This window comes from Arthrobacter sp. TmtSoilC79, assembly GCF_059739405.1.
Map to the genome: position 1 here is coordinate 2161176 of NZ_AP046051.1, position 17170 is coordinate 2178345.

Consider the following 17170-nt stretch of genomic DNA (forward strand, 5'->3'; position numbering starts at 1 on the left):
CGCCACCAACGCCACCGACGGGAAAGGCCGGGCCGGTTCTTCACGAACCGGCCCGGCCTTTTTCCTGCCGTTCTACCAGATGCTGACGCGGTCTCCGGGCTCCATCCACATGCCATCGGCTGGGCTGACCTCGAATGCTTCATGGAATGCGCCAAGGTTGCGGGCGATGGCATTGGTGCGGAACTCGTTGGGGGAGTGTGGATCCGTCGCCAGGCGGCGGATCGCCTCTTCACGCCGGATAACCTGCCGCCAACCCGCTGCCCAGGACATGAAGAAGCGCTGCTGGCCAGTGAACCCGTCGATCACGTCGGGCTCTTCGCCACCAAGACTGAGCAGGTACGCCTTGTAGGCAATGGTCAGGCCTCCGAGGTCACCAATGTTCTCACCGAGGGTGAGTTTGCCGTTGACCTTGTGTTCGGGCGCTGCATAAGGGGACAGGGCGTCGTATTGGGCCACCAATTTGGCGGTCAGTGCTTCGAAAGCGGTCCGGTCCTCTTCAGTCCACCAGTTGCGAAGTGCCCCGCTGCCATCGAACTGCGATCCTTGGTCATCAAAGCCGTGGCCGATCTCATGACCGATCACTGCCCCGATTCCGCCGTAGTTCACGGCATCATCTGCCTCCGCCGTAAAGAATGGCGGTTGGAGGATGGCCGCCGGGAAGACGATCTCATTGAGCATGGGGTGGTAATAGGCGTTGACGGTCTGGGGAGTCATGAGCCATTTGTTCAGGTCTACGGGTTTGCCAATTTCGTCCAGGTGGCGGTCGACATCAGCATCGTGGGCGCGCTCCACATTGCCCACCAGGTCTGATGGATCGATGACGACGGCAGAGTAGTCGATCCACTTTTCGGGAAAACCGATTTTTGGACGGAATGCTTCCAGCTTCTTGAGCGCCTCCTTCTTGGTTTCCCCGCCCATCCACGACAGGGAAGAGATGCTCTCACGGTAGGCCTCGATCAGGTTGGCAACCAGCGTCTCCATCCTCGCCTTATGGCCGGCCGGAAAGTGGCGCTCCACATATATCTGTCCGACGGCTTCGCCGAGGGCAGCTTCGACGACGGCCACGCCACGCTTCCAGCGCTCCTTGTTCCGGGGCGTGCCGCTGAGTGTGGTGCCATAGAACGCAAAGTTGGTGTTCACAAATTCGGACGAGAGGTATGGGGCCGCCGAGCTGAGCACCCTGAGCGTCAGCCATTCCTTCCATGTTTCCAAGGGCTCGGACTCCAGGAGCCCTGCTGCACCGGCGAAGAAGTCCGGGGTGCTGACAACGATCTCGCTGCGCTTGGTTGGGTCAACACGCGCTGCCTGGAACCATGTGTCCAGCAGCGGGAACAGTTCCGATGCCTCGGCTGCCGTCTTGAGGTTGTACGTCTTCTGGGGATCCCGCAGCGTGACATTGTCCCAATGGTGTGTGGCCAGGGCTGTCTCGAGGGCGAGGATGCGCGCCGCGGCTGCTTCGGAATCCGGGATATCTGCCAAGGCGAGCAACTTGGTGATGTACTCACCATAGGCCGATACGATTTCGGCAAACTTCTCTTCGCGGTAATAGGACTCGTCAGGCAGTCCGAGGCCGCCCTGCCCGATGTACAACAGGATGCGCTCGGGATTGCCGGCGTCGGGGGCCGGGTAGATGGAGAAGAGCCCGGAGACATCGGACCGGAACAGGCGGCCGATCAGGGCAGCGAATTCCTGGGTTGATTTCACGGCATGGACTTCCTCGAGCCGGCCACGGACCGGTTCTATGCCCTTTGCCTCTGCTGCTGCCTCATCCATGAAGCTCGCATAAAGCCCGCCAACCTGCTGCTCGACCCCGGTTGCCGACGCGCCTTTGCCTGCCGCTTCCTCGATGATCGCCTTGACGGCCAGTTCGGCTCCGTCCCGCAAAGCGGTGAACGTGCCTTCCAGCGGCCGGTCATCAGGGATGGTTGTGCTGTTGAGCCACGCGCCGTTGACGTGCTGGTAGAGGTCGTCCTGGGGCCGGACGCTGTGATCTATGTTCGAAAGAGTGATCCCCGACTGTGGCACTGTGGCTCCTTGTGTGGACACAGCAGCCGGCGTTGGCACCGTCGCTGCGTCTGCATAGTGGACGTTGCATGAGGTGTTGCACTGTCATCATACGCATCGTGTTACTGTGATTTTGTGCGTACGGCGATGCTTCTTCTTAGCTGCCGCGGCGGGGCCTGAAAGCTATCTGAAGCTGGGCCATCCTCGCCGCGGAGTTCCGTTGTGTCCGGCTAAGCTTTCATTTAGTTCTTACAGAAAAGGCCACACGTCATGCGTAATGCACAAAAGCCCTCCGGTATGCCGATTCACCGCTACCTGCCGTTCCAGGACCAAATCACCGTCGAAGTTCCTGACCGCACTTGGCCGGACAAAGTCATCACCAAGGCCCCACGTTGGTGCGCGGTTGACCTGCGCGATGGAAACCAGGCCCTGATCGATCCCATGAGCCCTGCCCGCAAGCTGAAGATGTTCCAGCTGCTCGTGAAGATGGGCTACAAGGAAATCGAAGTTGGATTCCCTTCCGCGTCGCAGACCGACTTCGACTTCGTACGCCAACTCATTGAAGGCGGCCACATTCCCGATGACGTCAGCATCCAGGTGTTGACCCAGGCGCGTGAGCACCTGATCGAGAGGACCTACGAGTCTTTGGTGGGCGCCAAGCAGGCGATCGTCCACCTGTATAACTCCACTTCCGTGCTGCAGAGGCGCGTGGTGTTCAACCAGGACGAAGACGGAATCCTGGATATCGCGTTGCAGGGCGCCCGCCTGTGCAAGAAGTACGAAGAGACGCTGGAAGATACCCACATCACTTATGAATACTCGCCGGAGTCCTTCACGGGAACCGAGCTCGAGTACGCCGCCCGCGTCTGCAATGCCATTGCCGATGTCTTTGAGGCCTCTGCGGACAACCAGGTCATCATAAACCTGCCGGCCACGGTAGAGATGGCCACCCCGAATGTCTATGCCGACTCCATCGAGTGGATGCACCGCAATCTGCATCCGCGCGAGGGAATCATCATTTCGCTTCACCCGCACAACGACCGCGGTACTGGTGTGGCTGCTGCCGAGCTTGGCTACCTGGCAGGTGCTGATCGAATTGAAGGCTGCTTGTTCGGCAACGGTGAGCGCACCGGCAACGTTGACCTGGTAACTCTGGGCTTGAATATGTTCGTGCAGGGCGTGGACCCCATGATCGATTTCTCCGACATCGATGAAGTCCGCCGTACGGTGGAGTACTGCAACCAGTTGCCGGTTCCGGAACGTTCGCCATACGGTGGCGACCTTGTCTTCACCGCGTTCTCCGGTTCGCACCAGGACGCCATCAAGAAGGGTTTTGAGGCCCTGGAGAAAGACGCCGCGGCAGCCGGCAAAACCATGGATGAGTTCACCTGGCAGGTCCCGTACCTGCCCGTCGATCCCAAGGACCTCGGACGCAGCTACGAAGCCGTTATCCGTGTCAACTCGCAATCAGGCAAGGGCGGGGTTGCCTACCTGTTGAAGAATGAGCACAACCTGGACCTGCCGCGTCGGGCCCAGATTGAATTTTCCGGAGTCATCCAGCGGCGCACCGACGCCGTGGGTGGCGAAGTCAGCGGCGCGCAACTGTGGCAGGTCTTCCAGGATGAATACCTGCCCTCCGATGAGGAGCAGGCCCAGTGGGGCCGTTACGCGTTGGGCAGCGTGAGCACCGAGACCGATGAATCCGGCGCCATGACAATGAACGCCAGCCTGCGGATCGACGGTGTGGAAGTTCGACGGACCGGGCACGGAAATGGTCCCATCGCTGCACTGCTGGACATCCTCCACCATGACGGCGTTGATGTCCGAGTGTTGGATTACAGCGAACACGCGCTGTCCGAAGGCGGCAGTGCCAGCGCCGCAGCCTACGTTGAGTGTGCCGTTGGCGAACGGGTCCTGTGGGGTGTGGGTATCGACCCCAGCACCACCACTTCGTCCCTCAAGGCTTTGATTTCTGCTGTGAACCGGGCTGTGCGGGACGCCCGGGCGTAAGGTATCCCACCGTGTGGTGACGGGAAATACCGTCACCACACGGTTCGGCAGTCGCCGAGCGGTCCAGTCATAGTGCGAAGATTAGTTGTGGCCAATCCGTCGTTTGCAGCACGGTCCTACAGGGACGATGCCGTGGTGCTCCGCACCCACAAGCTGGGCGAGGCGGATCGCATCATCACCCTCCTGACCAAACACCATGGGCAAGTGCGTGCCGTTGCCAAGGGCGTGCGGAGGACCAGCAGCCGTTTCGGAGCCCGCCTTGAGCCTTTCATGGTGGCGGATCTGCAGCTTGTCTCAGGACGCACTCTGGACATCGTCACGCAGGCCGTGGCCAAGGGTGCGTACGGCAGCAGTATTGCTGCCGACTATGGCCGGTTCACCGTAGCTGCAGCCATGACGGAAACCGCCGAGAAACTCACCGATGCCGATACCGAATCCGGGACCGCGCAGTACAACCTGCTGGTGGGCGCACTGGCCGCTTTGAGCCGTTCAGACCATCCACCCGAACTGATCCTGGACTCGTACCTGCTCAGGGCTTTGGCCACTGGAGGTTGGGCTCCCAGCTTTACTGATTGCGCCCGGTGCGGCCGGCCGGGTCCGCACACCGCCTTTGCCGCTCCTGTTGGTGGCATGGTGTGCAGCGACTGCCGCCCGCCGGGTTCGCCGGCGCCCGCTGCGGAGACTGTGGTGTTGCTTGGTGCTTTGCTGACCGGCAATTGGGGGGTTGCCGATGCCTCCGATCCGCGGCATCGACGCGAAGCTGCCGGACTGGTGGCCTCCTATCTGCAATGGCATTTGGAACGGGCGTTGAAATCACTCAAACACGTGGAGCGAAGCTGACAGTGGCACTTGGAAAGAAGAGCACGACGACGACGGCCAGGACGGCACCGGTTCTGGCCCCATACAAGCATTCCTCCGGTGCGGTGCCGCCCCGTATCCCGGAAGAACTCATTCCGCAGCACGTGGCAATTGTCATGGACGGCAACGGGCGCTGGGCAAACCAGCGCGGGCTGCCACGCATTGAGGGGCACAAAGCCGGAGAGCCGGCACTTCTTGATGTGATGGCCGGCGCGATCGAACTCGGAATCAAGTATGTCAGCGTGTATGCCTTTTCAACCGAGAATTGGAGGCGTTCGCCCGAGGAAATCCGTTTCCTGATGGGATTTAACAAAGATGTACTAAGACGCCAGCGAAACCAGCTTGACGAGTGGGGAGTGCGCATTCGTTGGGCCGGCCGGCGTCCAAAACTGTGGGGGTCGGTCATCAAGGAACTCGAGGAAGCCGAGGAATATACCAAGGCCAACGACACCTGCACGTTGACCATGTGTGTTAATTACGGCGGACGCGCCGAGATTGCCGATGCCGTCTCCGCCATCGCCCACGATGTCGCAGCGGGTCGCTTGAAACCAGGATCGGTGTCGGAGAAAACCATCCAGAAATACCTGGATGAGCCTGACCTGCCTGATGTTGACCTTTTCCTCCGCAGTTCGGGAGAGCAGCGGCTCTCCAATTTCCTGCTGTGGCAGTCGGCCTACGCTGAGTTCGTCTTCATGGACACGCTGTGGCCGGATGTCGACCGGCGGACGTTGTGGGACGCCGTCGAGATTTATGCCAAGCGCGACAGGCGCTATGGCGGTGCCGTGGATGCCGCCGCCGCGGGCAAGTAGCATGCCCCTGCTACATCAATAGGGGTACGCGGCCAGCCAGACAGCTACATCGCGATACGCCTGCTGCCGCACAGTGCGCCTTGACAGGAACACATCATGGAGTGCCCCCGGGTACCGGAAGACGGCGGTGCGGCGGGCCAAACCAAGCGCCCTCCGCGAGGTTTCCTCGACGTCGATGACCGCATCGGCACGCATCAAGTCAGGCGTCCATTCAGCTTGGATGCGTGTCCGGCCTGACAACAGGACCAAGACGGGTGCGTCGATATTGAGCTTTCGTTCCACGGCAGCGTGCCCGGCCAGGACGGCCTTGGTCCACCCGGCACGAATAGGGAACGAAGCCCGCGGGCGCCACAGGGGATCGAGGATCCATTCGCCATGTGCTTCATTGCTGACGCTCTCCCAATAAGCCGGCATCTCAGGAAAGCGGAACGGGCGCTTGGGATCGGTGCGTGCAAATGGTTCCACCAAGTGCATTGCGATGCTGCGGACGAGGCTGCTGCCCTGAAGCTCGAGCCATGGCGAATTCAAGACCAAAGTACCCAGGCGGCCCGGGTTGCGATCAGCCCAGAGCGCCGCTATGAGGCCGCCCAGGGAATGGGCCAACATGTGGATGGTCGGCGGCGCGGCGTTTCCGGTCCGAACAGCTACGTCCCGTTCCACCTCCAGCAGCGCCGCAGCCAGGTCCTCGTCGTAGGCATTGAGGTCCGTGACGTAGCCCGGGGTCTGCCCGGGCAAAAGGCTGCGGCCGAATTTCCGAAGGTCCAGTGCGTAGAAGTGAAAGCCCGACGCCGTGAGGTACTCCGCCAGCTCGGTCTGGAGGAAGTAGTCCGCCCAACCGTGCAGATAGAGGACAACCCGGGGTGCTCCGCCTGGGTCGGCCGCAACTGCCCGGCGCTTTCTCTTGGTGAAAGTTGACAGGAAGTCCAGGATGCCATTCTGGGAAGCCTGGGGTGCGGGTGGGGCGTACCGGATGAGGGTGGCATGGACGGGGCCTTCGTCGTCAGGCTTCAGTGGAAGGTCAAGGCATTCGTAACCGTGGCCCAGGACGTCCCGTCGCCATTGGGTCGGGCTCTCCTCTGTGGTGTTCATTCGTCCCCCTGATGAATGTCCGCCGGCACATCGGCCTGCATGAAACCTTTGATCCAGCGCGCGAGCCTGGCGTACGCGTCCTTCCGCACAGCAGGTGCCGAAAGGAAAACGTCGTGGAGGCCGCCGTCGATGCGTTCCAAAGTTACGCTCCGGCCCAGTGCCATGGCCCTGAGCGCAATGACGCTGACATCCAGCACGGCATCCGAACGGCGCATGGATTCGCGCCACACCATTCCATTGGCGCTGGCCGAAGATGTCAGGACAAGGACCGGAATATCCAGGTTCAGCCCGCGGGCAACCTGTGCATGTCCGGCGAATACGGCGCTGAGCCAGCCGGCGCGGACCGGGAAAGCCAGCGGCGGACGGTACTTTTCATCCAACGCCCATTCACCCTCCGCAGTGCTGCTGATGCTCCGGAAGTAAAAACCCCTCTCCGGCAGCCTCAGGACGGTTTCGGGCCGTAGTTTGGCAAGGGGAGCCACCATTGCCTGCGCCGTCCGCCGCACCAGCGAACTGCCGTGCATTTCCAACCAAGGGCTGTCAAGGATCAGGAACTGGACGGACTTCGGATGGCGGCTGGCCCACAGTGCGGCGATCAGTCCTCCCGTCGAGTGCCCCATCAGGGTCACTTTGCCCGAAAGCGAAGAACCGGCGTCGTCCTTGATGACGGCAAGCGCCTGGTCAATTTCGGCATCGTAGTCCATCAGGTTTGCCACGTAGCCGCCGGGCATGTCGCTCTGCAGGCTTCGGCCGTGATTGTGCATGTCCAGGGCGTAGAAATCGTAGCCTTGCCCGGCCCAGAACCTGGCAAGTTCGGTGTTGAAGAAGTAGTCGCTCCAGCCATGCAGAAACAGGACGGCGCCGTAGGAACGCGGAACCATGTCAGTTGGTTCAGTTGGGTGTTCTTCGGCCCTGTGCCGTATCAGGGTGGCATGGCGGATCACACCGTCAGGTCCTGAGGCATCAATGCCGCAGGATTGGAAGTCTGTTCCCAGGATGTCAGCCGTCCACTCCATGGCTTTAGCTTAGACACTGGCGGCCGCATCCCGCCCGGCTGCCCTCCCTGTGAACAGGCAGCCGCCAAGGAACGTGCCTTCCAGTGCCCTGTAACCGTGGATGCCACCACCGCCGAACCCTGCGGCCTCACCTGCCGCATAAAGCCCCGGGATGGGCAGTCCGTCGGCATCAAGGACCCGGGAGCGCAAGTCAGTTGCGAGGCCGCCCAGGCTCTTCCTCGTCACCACGGAAAGCCGGATTGCCATAAGGGGGCCATGGGAAGGGTCTGTGAGGCGATGAGGGGGAGCGACCCGCATCAGTTTGTCCGTGGCGAACCGGCGCGCTGCCCGGATCGCGGCAAGTTGGGGATCTTTACCAAGGCCGCTTGTAACTTGGCGGTCGCGGGCTTCGATCAATGATTCGAGCTTCGTCGCTTCGATGAAGGAGTTTCCCGCGAGGTGGTTCATCTGGGAGGCCAGTTCCGACGGCGATGATGCCTGGATGAAGTCGACGCCTTGATCGATGAAGCGCTGGATGGGCGTGTCGCTTGTTGGTCGTAAGCGGGATGCGAGCAGCCGGAGGTCTTTTCCTGTGAGATCGGGGTTCTGTTCCGACCCGGAGAGCGCTAGTTCCTTCAACGCGATGGTTCGGTTCAAGACGAACCATGAATATCCATGTCCCGTTCCCACGATGTGGCGCAGTGCTCCCAGCGAGTCAAAGCCAGGGAAGAGCGGTGCCGGTAATTGGCAGCCTTGGGCATCCAGCCACAGGGACGAAGGCCCGGGCAATATCCGGATTCCGTGCGCGGGCCAGACGGGGTCATAGTTGTGGATGCCTTCGGGGTAGTGCCACATCCGGTCGCCATTTATTAGGGCAGCTCCAACGGCCTCGACTTCCGGGAGGAACCGGCCGTCAACGGAGGCGGGCACTCCGCTCAGCATGTCAGCAGGGGCGTTGCCACCGGGCCATTGGCGGCGGACCGCTTCGTGGTTACCGCCGATGCCTCCCGTAGTGACCACCACAGCTCCGCCATGTGCCGTGAAGGCACCGACAGGCAGCCGCGAGGATGCCTGGCCCCGCACCGCCGTCGAGCTTTCAAGAATCTCGCCCGTCACGCCGGTGACCCGGCCTGCGGTCATGTCCACGGCAAGGGCGCGGTGCCTGAAGTGCAGGCTGATGCGGCCGGCTCGAACGCCCTCCATCACCTTCGCGAGGAAGGGTTCCACCAACGCCGGGCCCGTTCCCCAGGTGACATGGAAGCGGGGGACAGTGTTGCCATGGCCCTGGGCTCCGTAGCCTCCGCGTTCAGCCCACTGGACCAAGGGAAAGATACCGACTCCAAGGCTCCTGAGCCAGGCACGCTTCTCGCCCGCTGCGAAGTGGACATAAGACTCTGCCCACTGGCGGGCATTATTGTCCTGAACCCGGTCGAAGGCAGCTGAGGCAAACCAATCGGAGAGGGCAAGCTCGGCGCTGTCCCTTACGCCAAGCCGCCGTTGTTCGGGGGTGTCCACCAAGAAAAGGCCTCCGAAGGACCAATGGGCCTGGCCTCCCACTGAGGCCTCGGGTTCCTGGTCCAGCACAGCCACCGTCTTGCCGGCGGCATAGGCTGTGGCTGCGGACACCAGGCCCGATAAACCGGCACCCACCACCACGAGATCGGCGGTGATGCCGGCAGTGGTCCTGTTGATGCTCACATGATCTGCGTCACTATTAGTCGGCGGCATGCGTACATGCTAGCGGCATCGTCGGTCACGGGTTTGGTGAGTCGTCCGGAAACCGGAAAACTAGGACCATGCGTGTTTACCCCACATTCTTCAAGCTGGCCTTCTCCTGGATGGATGCCGAAAAGGCCCACAAAATCGGCTTCCAAGGGATCCGGGCGGCCCACCGCTCCGGCGCCGGCCGAATCCTTGCCCGGCTGACGGCACCTGAAGCCTCACTCCGGACAGAGGCGTTGGGCCTGACCTTTCCCTCGCCGTTCGGCCTGGCAGCTGGCTTTGACAAGGAGGGCCACGGCATCGAGGCCCTGGCTGAGCTCGGTTTTGGACACGTAGAGGTGGGCACCATCACCGGGCAGGCTCAGCCGGGCAACGAGCAGCCCCGGTTGTTCCGCCTTATTGAGGACCGCGCAGTGGTGAACCGCATGGGATTCAACAACGACGGCGCCGCGGCCGTTGCGCCGCGGCTCAAGTCCGCGCGGGCTGCCCTGCAAAGAAAACACCCGGACATCCGCCCGGTCATCGGTGTCAACATCGGCAAGACCAAAGCGGTTGAGCTCGAGGACGCCATTGAGGACTACCTCGTCAGTGCGCGCACCCTGGCACCCGCGGCCGACTACCTGGTAGTCAATGTCAGCTCTCCCAACACCCCTGGTCTCCGCCTGCTGCAGAACGTGGAAACCCTTCGGCCGCTCCTGCGTGCCGTGGGAGACGCCGCGGATGAAGCCGCAGGGCGGCACATTCCGTTACTGGTGAAGATCGCCCCTGACCTGTCCAACGAGGACATTGACGACGTCGCCCGGCTGGCGCTGGATCTTAGGCTGGACGGAATCATCGCCACGAACACCACCATTTCACGCGAGGGACTTGTTTCGGATGCGGCCAAGGTTCAGTCGCTGGGTGCCGGTGGCTTGTCGGGCGCTCCCCTTAAGCAGCGTTCCCTCGAGGTACTGCGCAGGCTCAAGGACGCGGTCGGTGATCAGCTTGTTCTCATCGCAGTAGGGGGAGTGGAGAGCGCCGCTGACGTCCAGGATCGCCTGAATGCAGGCGCGACCCTCGTCCAGGGCTACACAGCCTTCCTTTACGAGGGCCCCTTCTGGGCGTCCCGCATCAACAAGGGCCTCGCTAAAATCCGTTCGAACGCGGGACGGTAGGTCCCCGTGTACGGGCCGGCGGGTCCCTAACGCGGCGGCGAACGTCCACGCGTCCCTGCAGAGCAGGAGCCCAACGTAAAGGAAGACCCCGGACCAATGGTCCGAGGTCTTCCTGTTTCTGTTGGAGTGGGGGCGCTAGGCCGGGTATTGCCCGCGCTTCACCTGGGGCTTGGGAAGCCGGAGCTTACGGAACTGAAGGGCGCGCATGCAGCCGTACCAGACGGACCCGCGTTCCACCTCGCCGAACTTCGCGGTGAGCCGCTTCCGCAGCTGACGGGAAAGAATGAAGACGTCAACGAAGACCGCCAGGAACATGATCCAGAACCCAATGAGGACGTAGCTGATGCCGGCGCTCGTGGGAGGAATGATCAGGGAAATCACCACGAACAACAATGCCCCGAACATGAGGTACTCGCCCAGGCTGAACCGTGCGTCTACGTAGTCACGTGTGTAACGCTTCTGGGGTCCCTTGTCGCGAAGGGGCAGGAATTTCTCGTCGCCTGTATCCAGGGCCTGCCGCATTTTCTGGCGCTGGTCCTGGATGGCTACCCGCTCCGCAGCCTTGGAGGCCTTGCGGTCATTGGGAACCAGCGGGCGCTTGCGTGCTGCTTCCTGGTCCTTCCGCTTGGGGGTGGGGGTGCCCTTTCCGGCACCTGCCTCCGTGGCGGTGGCGTAGGCCTGGTCTACTACTGATTGAGCGCTGGGCTCTTCCTTTTTGCGTCCGAACACCCCTACAGAATACCCCTCGCGGAGGTGGCGCAGGTTACGTGGACCGCTTGCCGGGACCGACGGCGGCTGGCCGCGCCTGCCATCGCCGCCGAAACCACGGCGGTAAAGTGTGGCCATGACTTCAGCACATGCGGAGATCCCGCAGAACAAGCAAGGGCACGCCGGCACTACTGAAGTGGAGGCACTTACCGTAGCCGTCAACGATTCCTTCAACACCACTTTGGAATCCCTGAAAGACCTCGTCAGCATTCCGGGCATTGCCTGGGCAAGCTTCGACCCCAAGGAACTGGACCGCAGCGCCGAGGCTGTGGCCGCATTGGTCAAAGCGACGGGCATGGACGATGTCCGGATACTGCGGTGTGACAAGGCCGACGGCACCCCAGGTGGCCCGGCCGTCGTCGCGCGCCGTCCGGCCGCGGAGGGTAAGCCGACCATCCTGCTGTATGCCCACCACGATGTCCAGCCTCCGGGCGACAGCAGCCTGTGGAACTCTGAGCCCTTTGTGGCCGAGGAGCGTGAGGGCAGGCTGTACGGTCGCGGTGCGGCTGATGACAAGGCCGGAATCATGGCGCATCTGGCTGCCTACAGTGCCGTGACCAAAGTCCTGGGCGACGGATTTGGCCTGGGTGTGACGTTCTTCTTCGAAGGTGAGGAAGAAGCCGGCTCGCCCACCTTCCGGACCTTCCTGGAGGAGCACCAGGAGCTTCTGCGTGCCGATGTCATCGTGGTGGCGGACTCCAGCAACTGGAAAGTCGGTGTTCCCGCGCTGACAACCAGCCTCCGGGGGCTCGTGGATGGCACCTTCGAGGTACGTGTCCTGGACCACGCAGTCCATTCCGGAATGTTCGGCGGACCCGTGCTCGATGCTCCGACCTTGATCTCGCGGCTTATCGCCACCCTGCATGATGACGACGGCAATGTTGCCGTTGATGGTCTGGTGGCCCGTGACGACGTAGCAGTGGATCTGGCCGAAGAGGACTACCGGGCGGACGCTTCAGTGCTCGACGGCGTGAAGCTCGCCGGCAGCGGGACCATCGCTTCCCGCCTGTGGACCAAGCCTGCTCTGTCCATCATCGGCATGGACGTACCGTCAGTCGATGTTGCCTCCAATACCCTGATTCCGGCCGCGCGGGCAAAGTTCAGCATGCGCTTGGCTCCGGGCCAGGATCCGGATCTTGCCATGGAGGCGCTTAAGGCACACCTTGAGTCCCATGCGCCATTTGGGGCCAAAGTGACGTTCACTCCGGGGGAGCGGGGGAATGCCTTCTCCACCGATACTTCCTCGGCAGCTGCAAAGGTAGCCCTGTGGGCACTTGGCGAGTCATGGGGTGTCCAGCCTGTGGAAATGGGCATTGGCGGTTCCATTCCGTTCATTTCAGATCTCACGGACCTCTATCCGGACGTCCAGATTCTGGTGACGGGAGTGGAAGATCCCGATTCCCGGGCACACAGCGCCAACGAGTCCCTGCACATCGGAGACTTCCGGCACGCAGTACTGGCTGAAGCGTTGATGCTGGCCAGGCTTAATGCTGAGGGACTCGGGGACTGACCACTGCTCTCCCAAGGGAGGCAGGCAGGGAACAACACAATGCTGGGCGTGGTTACGTCAAGAGTTATAGCTAAGCGTCTGTGCGACGTAGCATTAGGTATAACCCGTATGTAATTGGGTAAGGGCGTGCAGCGTTCCGGCGCCGCCGCCAGGAGCTTCATAAGAAGGTAGGCCAATGAGCACTGCAACCAACGAAAACAGCACCGGAGAACAGCTCGTCGCCAACGACGAACTGGCCACGCACGAGGTCAATCTGACCGACGTCGCCGCAGGCAAGGTCCGCAGCCTCCTGGAACAGGAAGGGCGCACCGACCTTCGGCTGCGCGTTGCAGTCCAGCCTGGCGGTTGCTCCGGTCTGATCTACCAGCTCTACTTCGATGAGCGACTGCTTGATGGAGACGCTGTACGTGACTACGACGGCGTTGAGGTCGTAGTGGACAAGATGAGCGTTCCCTACCTCAGTGGTGCCAGCATCGACTTCGAGGACACCATTTCGAAGCAGGGCTTCACCATCGACAACCCGAATGCCGGCGGGTCTTGCGCCTGCGGTGATTCGTTCCACTGATGTGAGCCATCGCCGCATGTCGGCGCCACTTCGGATGGGTTTTAAACCAATCGGAGCCACGGCGCTGACATGTGCGCGAAAACCGCCTGATAGCGGTAAGCTCTACATCGGGTAGTAAAACTTTTAGTGTGCCCGGTGAGCCTTCGGCCTGCCGGGAGACAGCAACAAGAGGAAGGGCCGTCTGTGAGTTCGCAGAACCGAACCGGCAGCCGACGCATAAAGATCACATCGATCACTGGCTTGGCACTAGCCGGCGCGTTGGTTTTGACCGGATGTTCACCAGAGGTAGAGAAGGGTTGGCTGCCTACAGAGCGCGGCACGACCAACCACACTGACCGGATCATGGACCTCTGGGTCAACTCATGGATCGCCGCCTTGGCAGTCGGTATTATTACGTGGGGCCTCCTGGTCTGGTGCATCATCGCTTACCGACGCCGCAAGGGCACCACGGGATTCCCGAAGCAGCTCAGCTACAACCTGCCGCTTGAGGTCTTCTACTTGACCATCCCGCTGTTCATGGTGCTGGTGTTCTTCTACTTCACCGACCAGGACCAGCGTGCGATCGATGACCGCTCCCAGCCGGCCGACGTCGTTGTTGACGTCCGCGGCAAGCAGTGGGCCTGGGACTTCAACTACAAAAAGGGTGAGGTCGTCAACGAGGACCTCCACGAAGCCGGCGTTCAGGCCCACCTGACCGGCAACGAGGTCGACAAGGAACTGCTCCCCACGCTGTACTTGCCTGTTGGCAAGTCCGTGGACCTGGAGCTGAACTCCCGCGACGTCATCCACTCATTCTGGGTTCCCGCCTTCCTTCAGAAGCGCGACATGATCCCCGGCAAGACGAACTACATCAGGTTCACCCCCACGAAGGAGGGCACCTTCGATGGCAAGTGTGCCGAACTCTGTGGCGAGTACCACTCCGAAATGCTTTTCCGCGTCAAGGTTGTCTCCGAGTCTGAGTTCCAGACACACATGGACAAGCTTCGCCAGGAAGGCAACACGGGCCTCCTCGGTGCGGAATACGACCGCAACCCGAACCTGAACGAAACCAAGTAAGGGGAGCGACGTGGCTACGTACACTCAATCCGCACCGGGGGTCCTAGAAGCTCCCGTAGTTCCTAAATCCAAGGGACGCATTGTCGTCAACTGGATTACCTCCACCGACCACAAGACCATCGGGTACATGTACCTGATCGCGTCCTTCGTGTTCTTCTGCCTCGGTGGCGTCATGGCGCTGCTGATCCGCGCTGAACTGTTCGAACCCGGAATGCAGATCCTGCAGACCAAAGAGCAGTACAACCAGATGTTCACCATGCACGGCACCGTGATGCTCCTGATGTTCGCGACACCGCTGTTTGCCGGCTTCGCCAACGTGATCATGCCGCTCCAGATCGGTGCCCCCGATGTCGCCTTCCCGCGACTGAACGCCTTGGCCTTCTGGTTCTTCCTGTTCGGTTCCACCATCGCGGTGTCCGGTTTCATCACCCCGCAGGGTGCAGCCTCCTTTGGCTGGTTCGCCTATGCGCCGTTGTCGAATACCACATTCAGCCCCGGAGTCGGTGGAGACCTTTGGGTCTTCGGCCTGGCGCTGTCCGGCTTTGGCACCATCCTTGGTGCTGTCAACTTCATCACCACCATCATCTGCATGCGAGCCCCTGGCATGACCATGTGGCGCATGCCGATCTTCACCTGGAACACGCTTGTTACCGCGATCCTGGTGCTGATGGCCTTCCCGCCGCTGGCCGCCGCACTGTTCGCACTTGGTGCAGACCGCCGCTTTGGTGCCCACATCTTCGATCCCGAGAATGGCGGTGCAGTCCTCTGGCAGCACCTGTTCTGGTTCTTCGGCCACCCCGAGGTGTACATCATCGCCCTGCCGTTCTTCGGCATCGTTTCGGAGATCTTCCCGGTCTTCAGCCGTAAGCCGATCTTCGGTTACAAGGGTCTCGTATACGCGACCATTGCCATCGCGGCGCTGTCCGTCACTGTATGGGCACACCACATGTATGTGACCGGCTCCGTACTGCTGCCGTTCTTCGCCTTCATGACCATGCTGATCGCAGTGCCTACCGGCGTGAAGTTCTTCAACTGGATCGGTACGTTGTGGCAGGGTTCCATCACCTTTGAGACCCCCATGCTCTGGAGCATCGGCTTCCTGGTGACGTTCCTCTTCGGTGGCCTGACGGGTATCATCCTGGCCTCGCCACCGCTGGACTTCCACGTTTCAGACTCCTACTTCGTGGTGGCCCACTTCCACTACGTGGTCTTCGGCACGGTGGTCTTCGCGATGTTCGCTGGGTTCTACTTCTGGTGGCCCAAATGGACTGGAAAGATGCTCAACGAGCGACTTGGCAAGATCCACTTCTGGCTGCTGTTCCTCGGCTTCCACGGCACCTTCCTGATCCAGCACTGGTTGGGTGTAGAGGGCATGCCGCGTCGTTACGCCGACTACATGCCACAGGACAACTTCACCTGGATGAACCAGTTCTCCACGATTTCCTCCTTCGTTCTGGGTGCTTCGCTCCTGCCGTTCTTCTGGAACGTCTACATCACCTGGCGCAGCAACAAGAAGGTCGAAGTGGATGACCCGTGGGGCTTCGGTGCTTCCCTGGAATGGGCAACATCCTGCCCGCCGCCGCGCCACAACTTCACCTCCTTGCCCCGTATCCGCTCTGAGCGCCCGGCACTGGACCTTCACCACCCTGAGTTGGCCCAGGTCCACACCGCCGAGGCCCCGTCACCCGCAGCAGCTGTTTTGGGTAATGCCGACCAAAGGGACGTCAGCAAATGAAAATTGAATCGTGGCTCTTCGGAGCCGGAGTCTTCTTCTTCGTCCCGGTAGCCATCGCTTACGGCTTCCTGACGGAATGGAACGAATGGGTTGGTGTCCTTGGCATCCTCCTGGTCGGTGGCCTTGCCGGCATGATCGGCGCCTACCTGGGCTTCACTGGCAGGAGGATTGGGCTGCGTCCTGAAGACCGCCCTGACGCAGAGGTGCACGAAGGTGCCGGAGAGCAGGGACACTTCAGCCCCTGGAGCTGGTGGCCCTTGGTTCTTGGTCTGGCGTGTGCCGGTGGATTCCTCGGCCTCGCAATTGGTTTCTGGGTGACCTACGTCGCGGGCGGCCTTGCCATCGTGGCATTGATTGGTTGGGTCTTCGAATACAGCCGTGGAGACCACGCGCACTAGTTCGCATCAGCACCAGTAAGTTTTATAAGAAATGGGCCCCGCCATCCGGCGGGGCCCATTTTGCATACCTGCGATCGACTGCGGCTGCCAGATACGAGCTCAGCGGGCTTCTGTGGCCTCCAGGACGGCCGAAAGAGCTGTCAGTGCGTTCTCGGCTGCTGCAACGCTTTGCCCCGCTGCGAGGGAGTCTGGGGCGACCTCGAGTAGGACCTCACACCCGTGCCCGAAGTCCTCAGTCATGACTTCCAGCAGGGAACGCGCGTCAACCGGCCGACCATCGTGTTTGCGTATGGTGACCGCCAGCCCCGTGTCAGTCACAGCACGCACGAACACTGCTGCTGCCCGGGCATGTAATCCAACTTCCGCGGCAACGATGGCCCTCGACTCCGGCAACCTGGCTCCTTTGGTGAGTTGACGGATGGTCCGTCGCAAAATTGTCCATCCAAGCCTAGCTTCCAAGAACCGCCTGCTCCATACAGGGCTTACGTGGTCTAGAC

15 protein-coding genes are annotated in these 17170 nt (G+C 61.4%); 9 read left to right on the forward strand and 6 right to left on the reverse strand.

From position 1 onward, the window contains the following. Nucleotides 1-72: 72 nt before the first annotated feature. On the reverse strand, nt 73-2025 hold the full coding sequence (locus AC6JA3_RS10050) for a M13 family metallopeptidase (protein ID WP_347783349.1): 1953 nt from the start codon (nt 2023-2025) through the stop codon (nt 73-75). A 249-nt stretch (nt 2026-2274) separates the two neighbouring features. Between AC6JA3_RS10050 and leuA the strand changes: the two genes are divergently transcribed. The 3 genes from leuA to AC6JA3_RS10065 all read left to right on the forward strand — a co-directional run bounded on the left by leuA (nt 2275) and on the right by AC6JA3_RS10065 (nt 5681). Beyond that, nucleotides 2275-4014, forward strand: coding sequence for a 2-isopropylmalate synthase (gene leuA, locus AC6JA3_RS10055; protein ID WP_347783350.1), 1740 nt, complete (start codon nt 2275-2277; stop codon nt 4012-4014). An 87-nt stretch (nt 4015-4101) separates the two neighbouring features. Continuing rightward, nucleotides 4102-4854 (forward strand): DNA repair protein RecO, encoded by a 753-nt coding sequence (gene recO, locus AC6JA3_RS10060; protein ID WP_026540765.1) that lies wholly within the window; start codon nt 4102-4104, stop codon nt 4852-4854. A 2-nt stretch (nt 4855-4856) separates the two neighbouring features. Then, nucleotides 4857-5681, forward strand: coding sequence for an isoprenyl transferase (locus tag AC6JA3_RS10065; protein ID WP_026546861.1), 825 nt, complete (start codon nt 4857-4859; stop codon nt 5679-5681). Nucleotides 5682-5696: 15 nt separating this feature from the next. On the opposite strand, the gene AC6JA3_RS10070 is transcribed toward AC6JA3_RS10065, so the two are convergent. Genes AC6JA3_RS10070 through AC6JA3_RS10080 form a run of 3 tightly spaced genes read right to left on the reverse strand, consistent with a single transcriptional unit; the run spans nt 5697 to nt 9493 of the window. Further along, a complete protein-coding gene (locus AC6JA3_RS10070) occupies nt 5697-6770 on the reverse strand; it encodes an alpha/beta hydrolase (protein WP_026546860.1) in 1074 nt (357 codons plus the stop codon). Next, nucleotides 6767-7786, reverse strand: a complete 1020-nt coding sequence (locus tag AC6JA3_RS10075; RefSeq protein WP_026540762.1) for an alpha/beta hydrolase — start codon at nt 7784-7786, stop codon at nt 6767-6769. The genes AC6JA3_RS10070 and AC6JA3_RS10075 overlap by 4 nt, the downstream gene beginning before the upstream one ends. A gap of 9 nt (nt 7787-7795) precedes the next feature. Then, entirely contained in the window at nt 7796-9493 is a 1698-nt protein-coding gene (locus tag AC6JA3_RS10080) for an FAD-binding dehydrogenase (protein ID WP_347783351.1), read from the reverse strand. A 68-nt stretch (nt 9494-9561) separates the two neighbouring features. On the opposite strand from AC6JA3_RS10080, the gene AC6JA3_RS10085 reads away from it, so the two are divergent. Next, the gene (locus AC6JA3_RS10085; RefSeq protein ID WP_223943175.1) at nt 9562-10641 is read left to right on the forward strand and encodes a quinone-dependent dihydroorotate dehydrogenase; all 1080 of its coding nucleotides are present in this window, start codon (nt 9562-9564) and stop codon (nt 10639-10641) included. Nucleotides 10642-10776: 135 nt separating this feature from the next. On the opposite strand, the gene AC6JA3_RS10090 is transcribed toward AC6JA3_RS10085, so the two are convergent. Next, nucleotides 10777-11370: a DUF3043 domain-containing protein gene (locus AC6JA3_RS10090; protein ID WP_026540759.1), complete on the reverse strand. Its 594-nt coding sequence runs from the start codon at nt 11368-11370 to the stop codon at nt 10777-10779. Between the two features lie 115 nt (nt 11371-11485). Between AC6JA3_RS10090 and AC6JA3_RS10095 the strand changes: the two genes are divergently transcribed. The 5 genes from AC6JA3_RS10095 to AC6JA3_RS10115 all read left to right on the forward strand — a co-directional run bounded on the left by AC6JA3_RS10095 (nt 11486) and on the right by AC6JA3_RS10115 (nt 16673). Then, the gene (locus tag AC6JA3_RS10095) at nt 11486-12919 is read left to right on the forward strand and encodes a dipeptidase (protein WP_026540758.1); all 1434 of its coding nucleotides are present in this window, start codon (nt 11486-11488) and stop codon (nt 12917-12919) included. A 175-nt stretch (nt 12920-13094) separates the two neighbouring features. Continuing rightward, entirely contained in the window at nt 13095-13484 is a 390-nt protein-coding gene (locus tag AC6JA3_RS10100; protein WP_026540757.1) for a HesB/IscA family protein, read from the forward strand. Between the two features lie 183 nt (nt 13485-13667). Further along, on the forward strand, nt 13668-14540 hold the full coding sequence (ctaC, locus tag AC6JA3_RS10105) for an aa3-type cytochrome oxidase subunit II (RefSeq protein WP_091551876.1): 873 nt from the start codon (nt 13668-13670) through the stop codon (nt 14538-14540). A 10-nt stretch (nt 14541-14550) separates the two neighbouring features. Beyond that, nucleotides 14551-16275 (forward strand): aa3-type cytochrome oxidase subunit I, encoded by a 1725-nt coding sequence (ctaD, locus tag AC6JA3_RS10110; RefSeq protein ID WP_011774899.1) that lies wholly within the window; start codon nt 14551-14553, stop codon nt 16273-16275. Next, nucleotides 16272-16673, forward strand: a complete 402-nt coding sequence (locus AC6JA3_RS10115; protein ID WP_497920114.1) for a cytochrome c oxidase subunit 4 — start codon at nt 16272-16274, stop codon at nt 16671-16673. The genes ctaD and AC6JA3_RS10115 overlap by 4 nt, the downstream gene beginning before the upstream one ends. A 99-nt stretch (nt 16674-16772) precedes the next feature. Here the strand turns inward: AC6JA3_RS10115 and AC6JA3_RS10120 are convergent, their stop codons facing one another. Beyond that, nucleotides 16773-17066: an HPr family phosphocarrier protein gene (locus tag AC6JA3_RS10120; RefSeq protein WP_026546854.1), complete on the reverse strand. Its 294-nt coding sequence runs from the start codon at nt 17064-17066 to the stop codon at nt 16773-16775. Between the last annotated feature and the right edge of the window lie 104 nt (nt 17067-17170).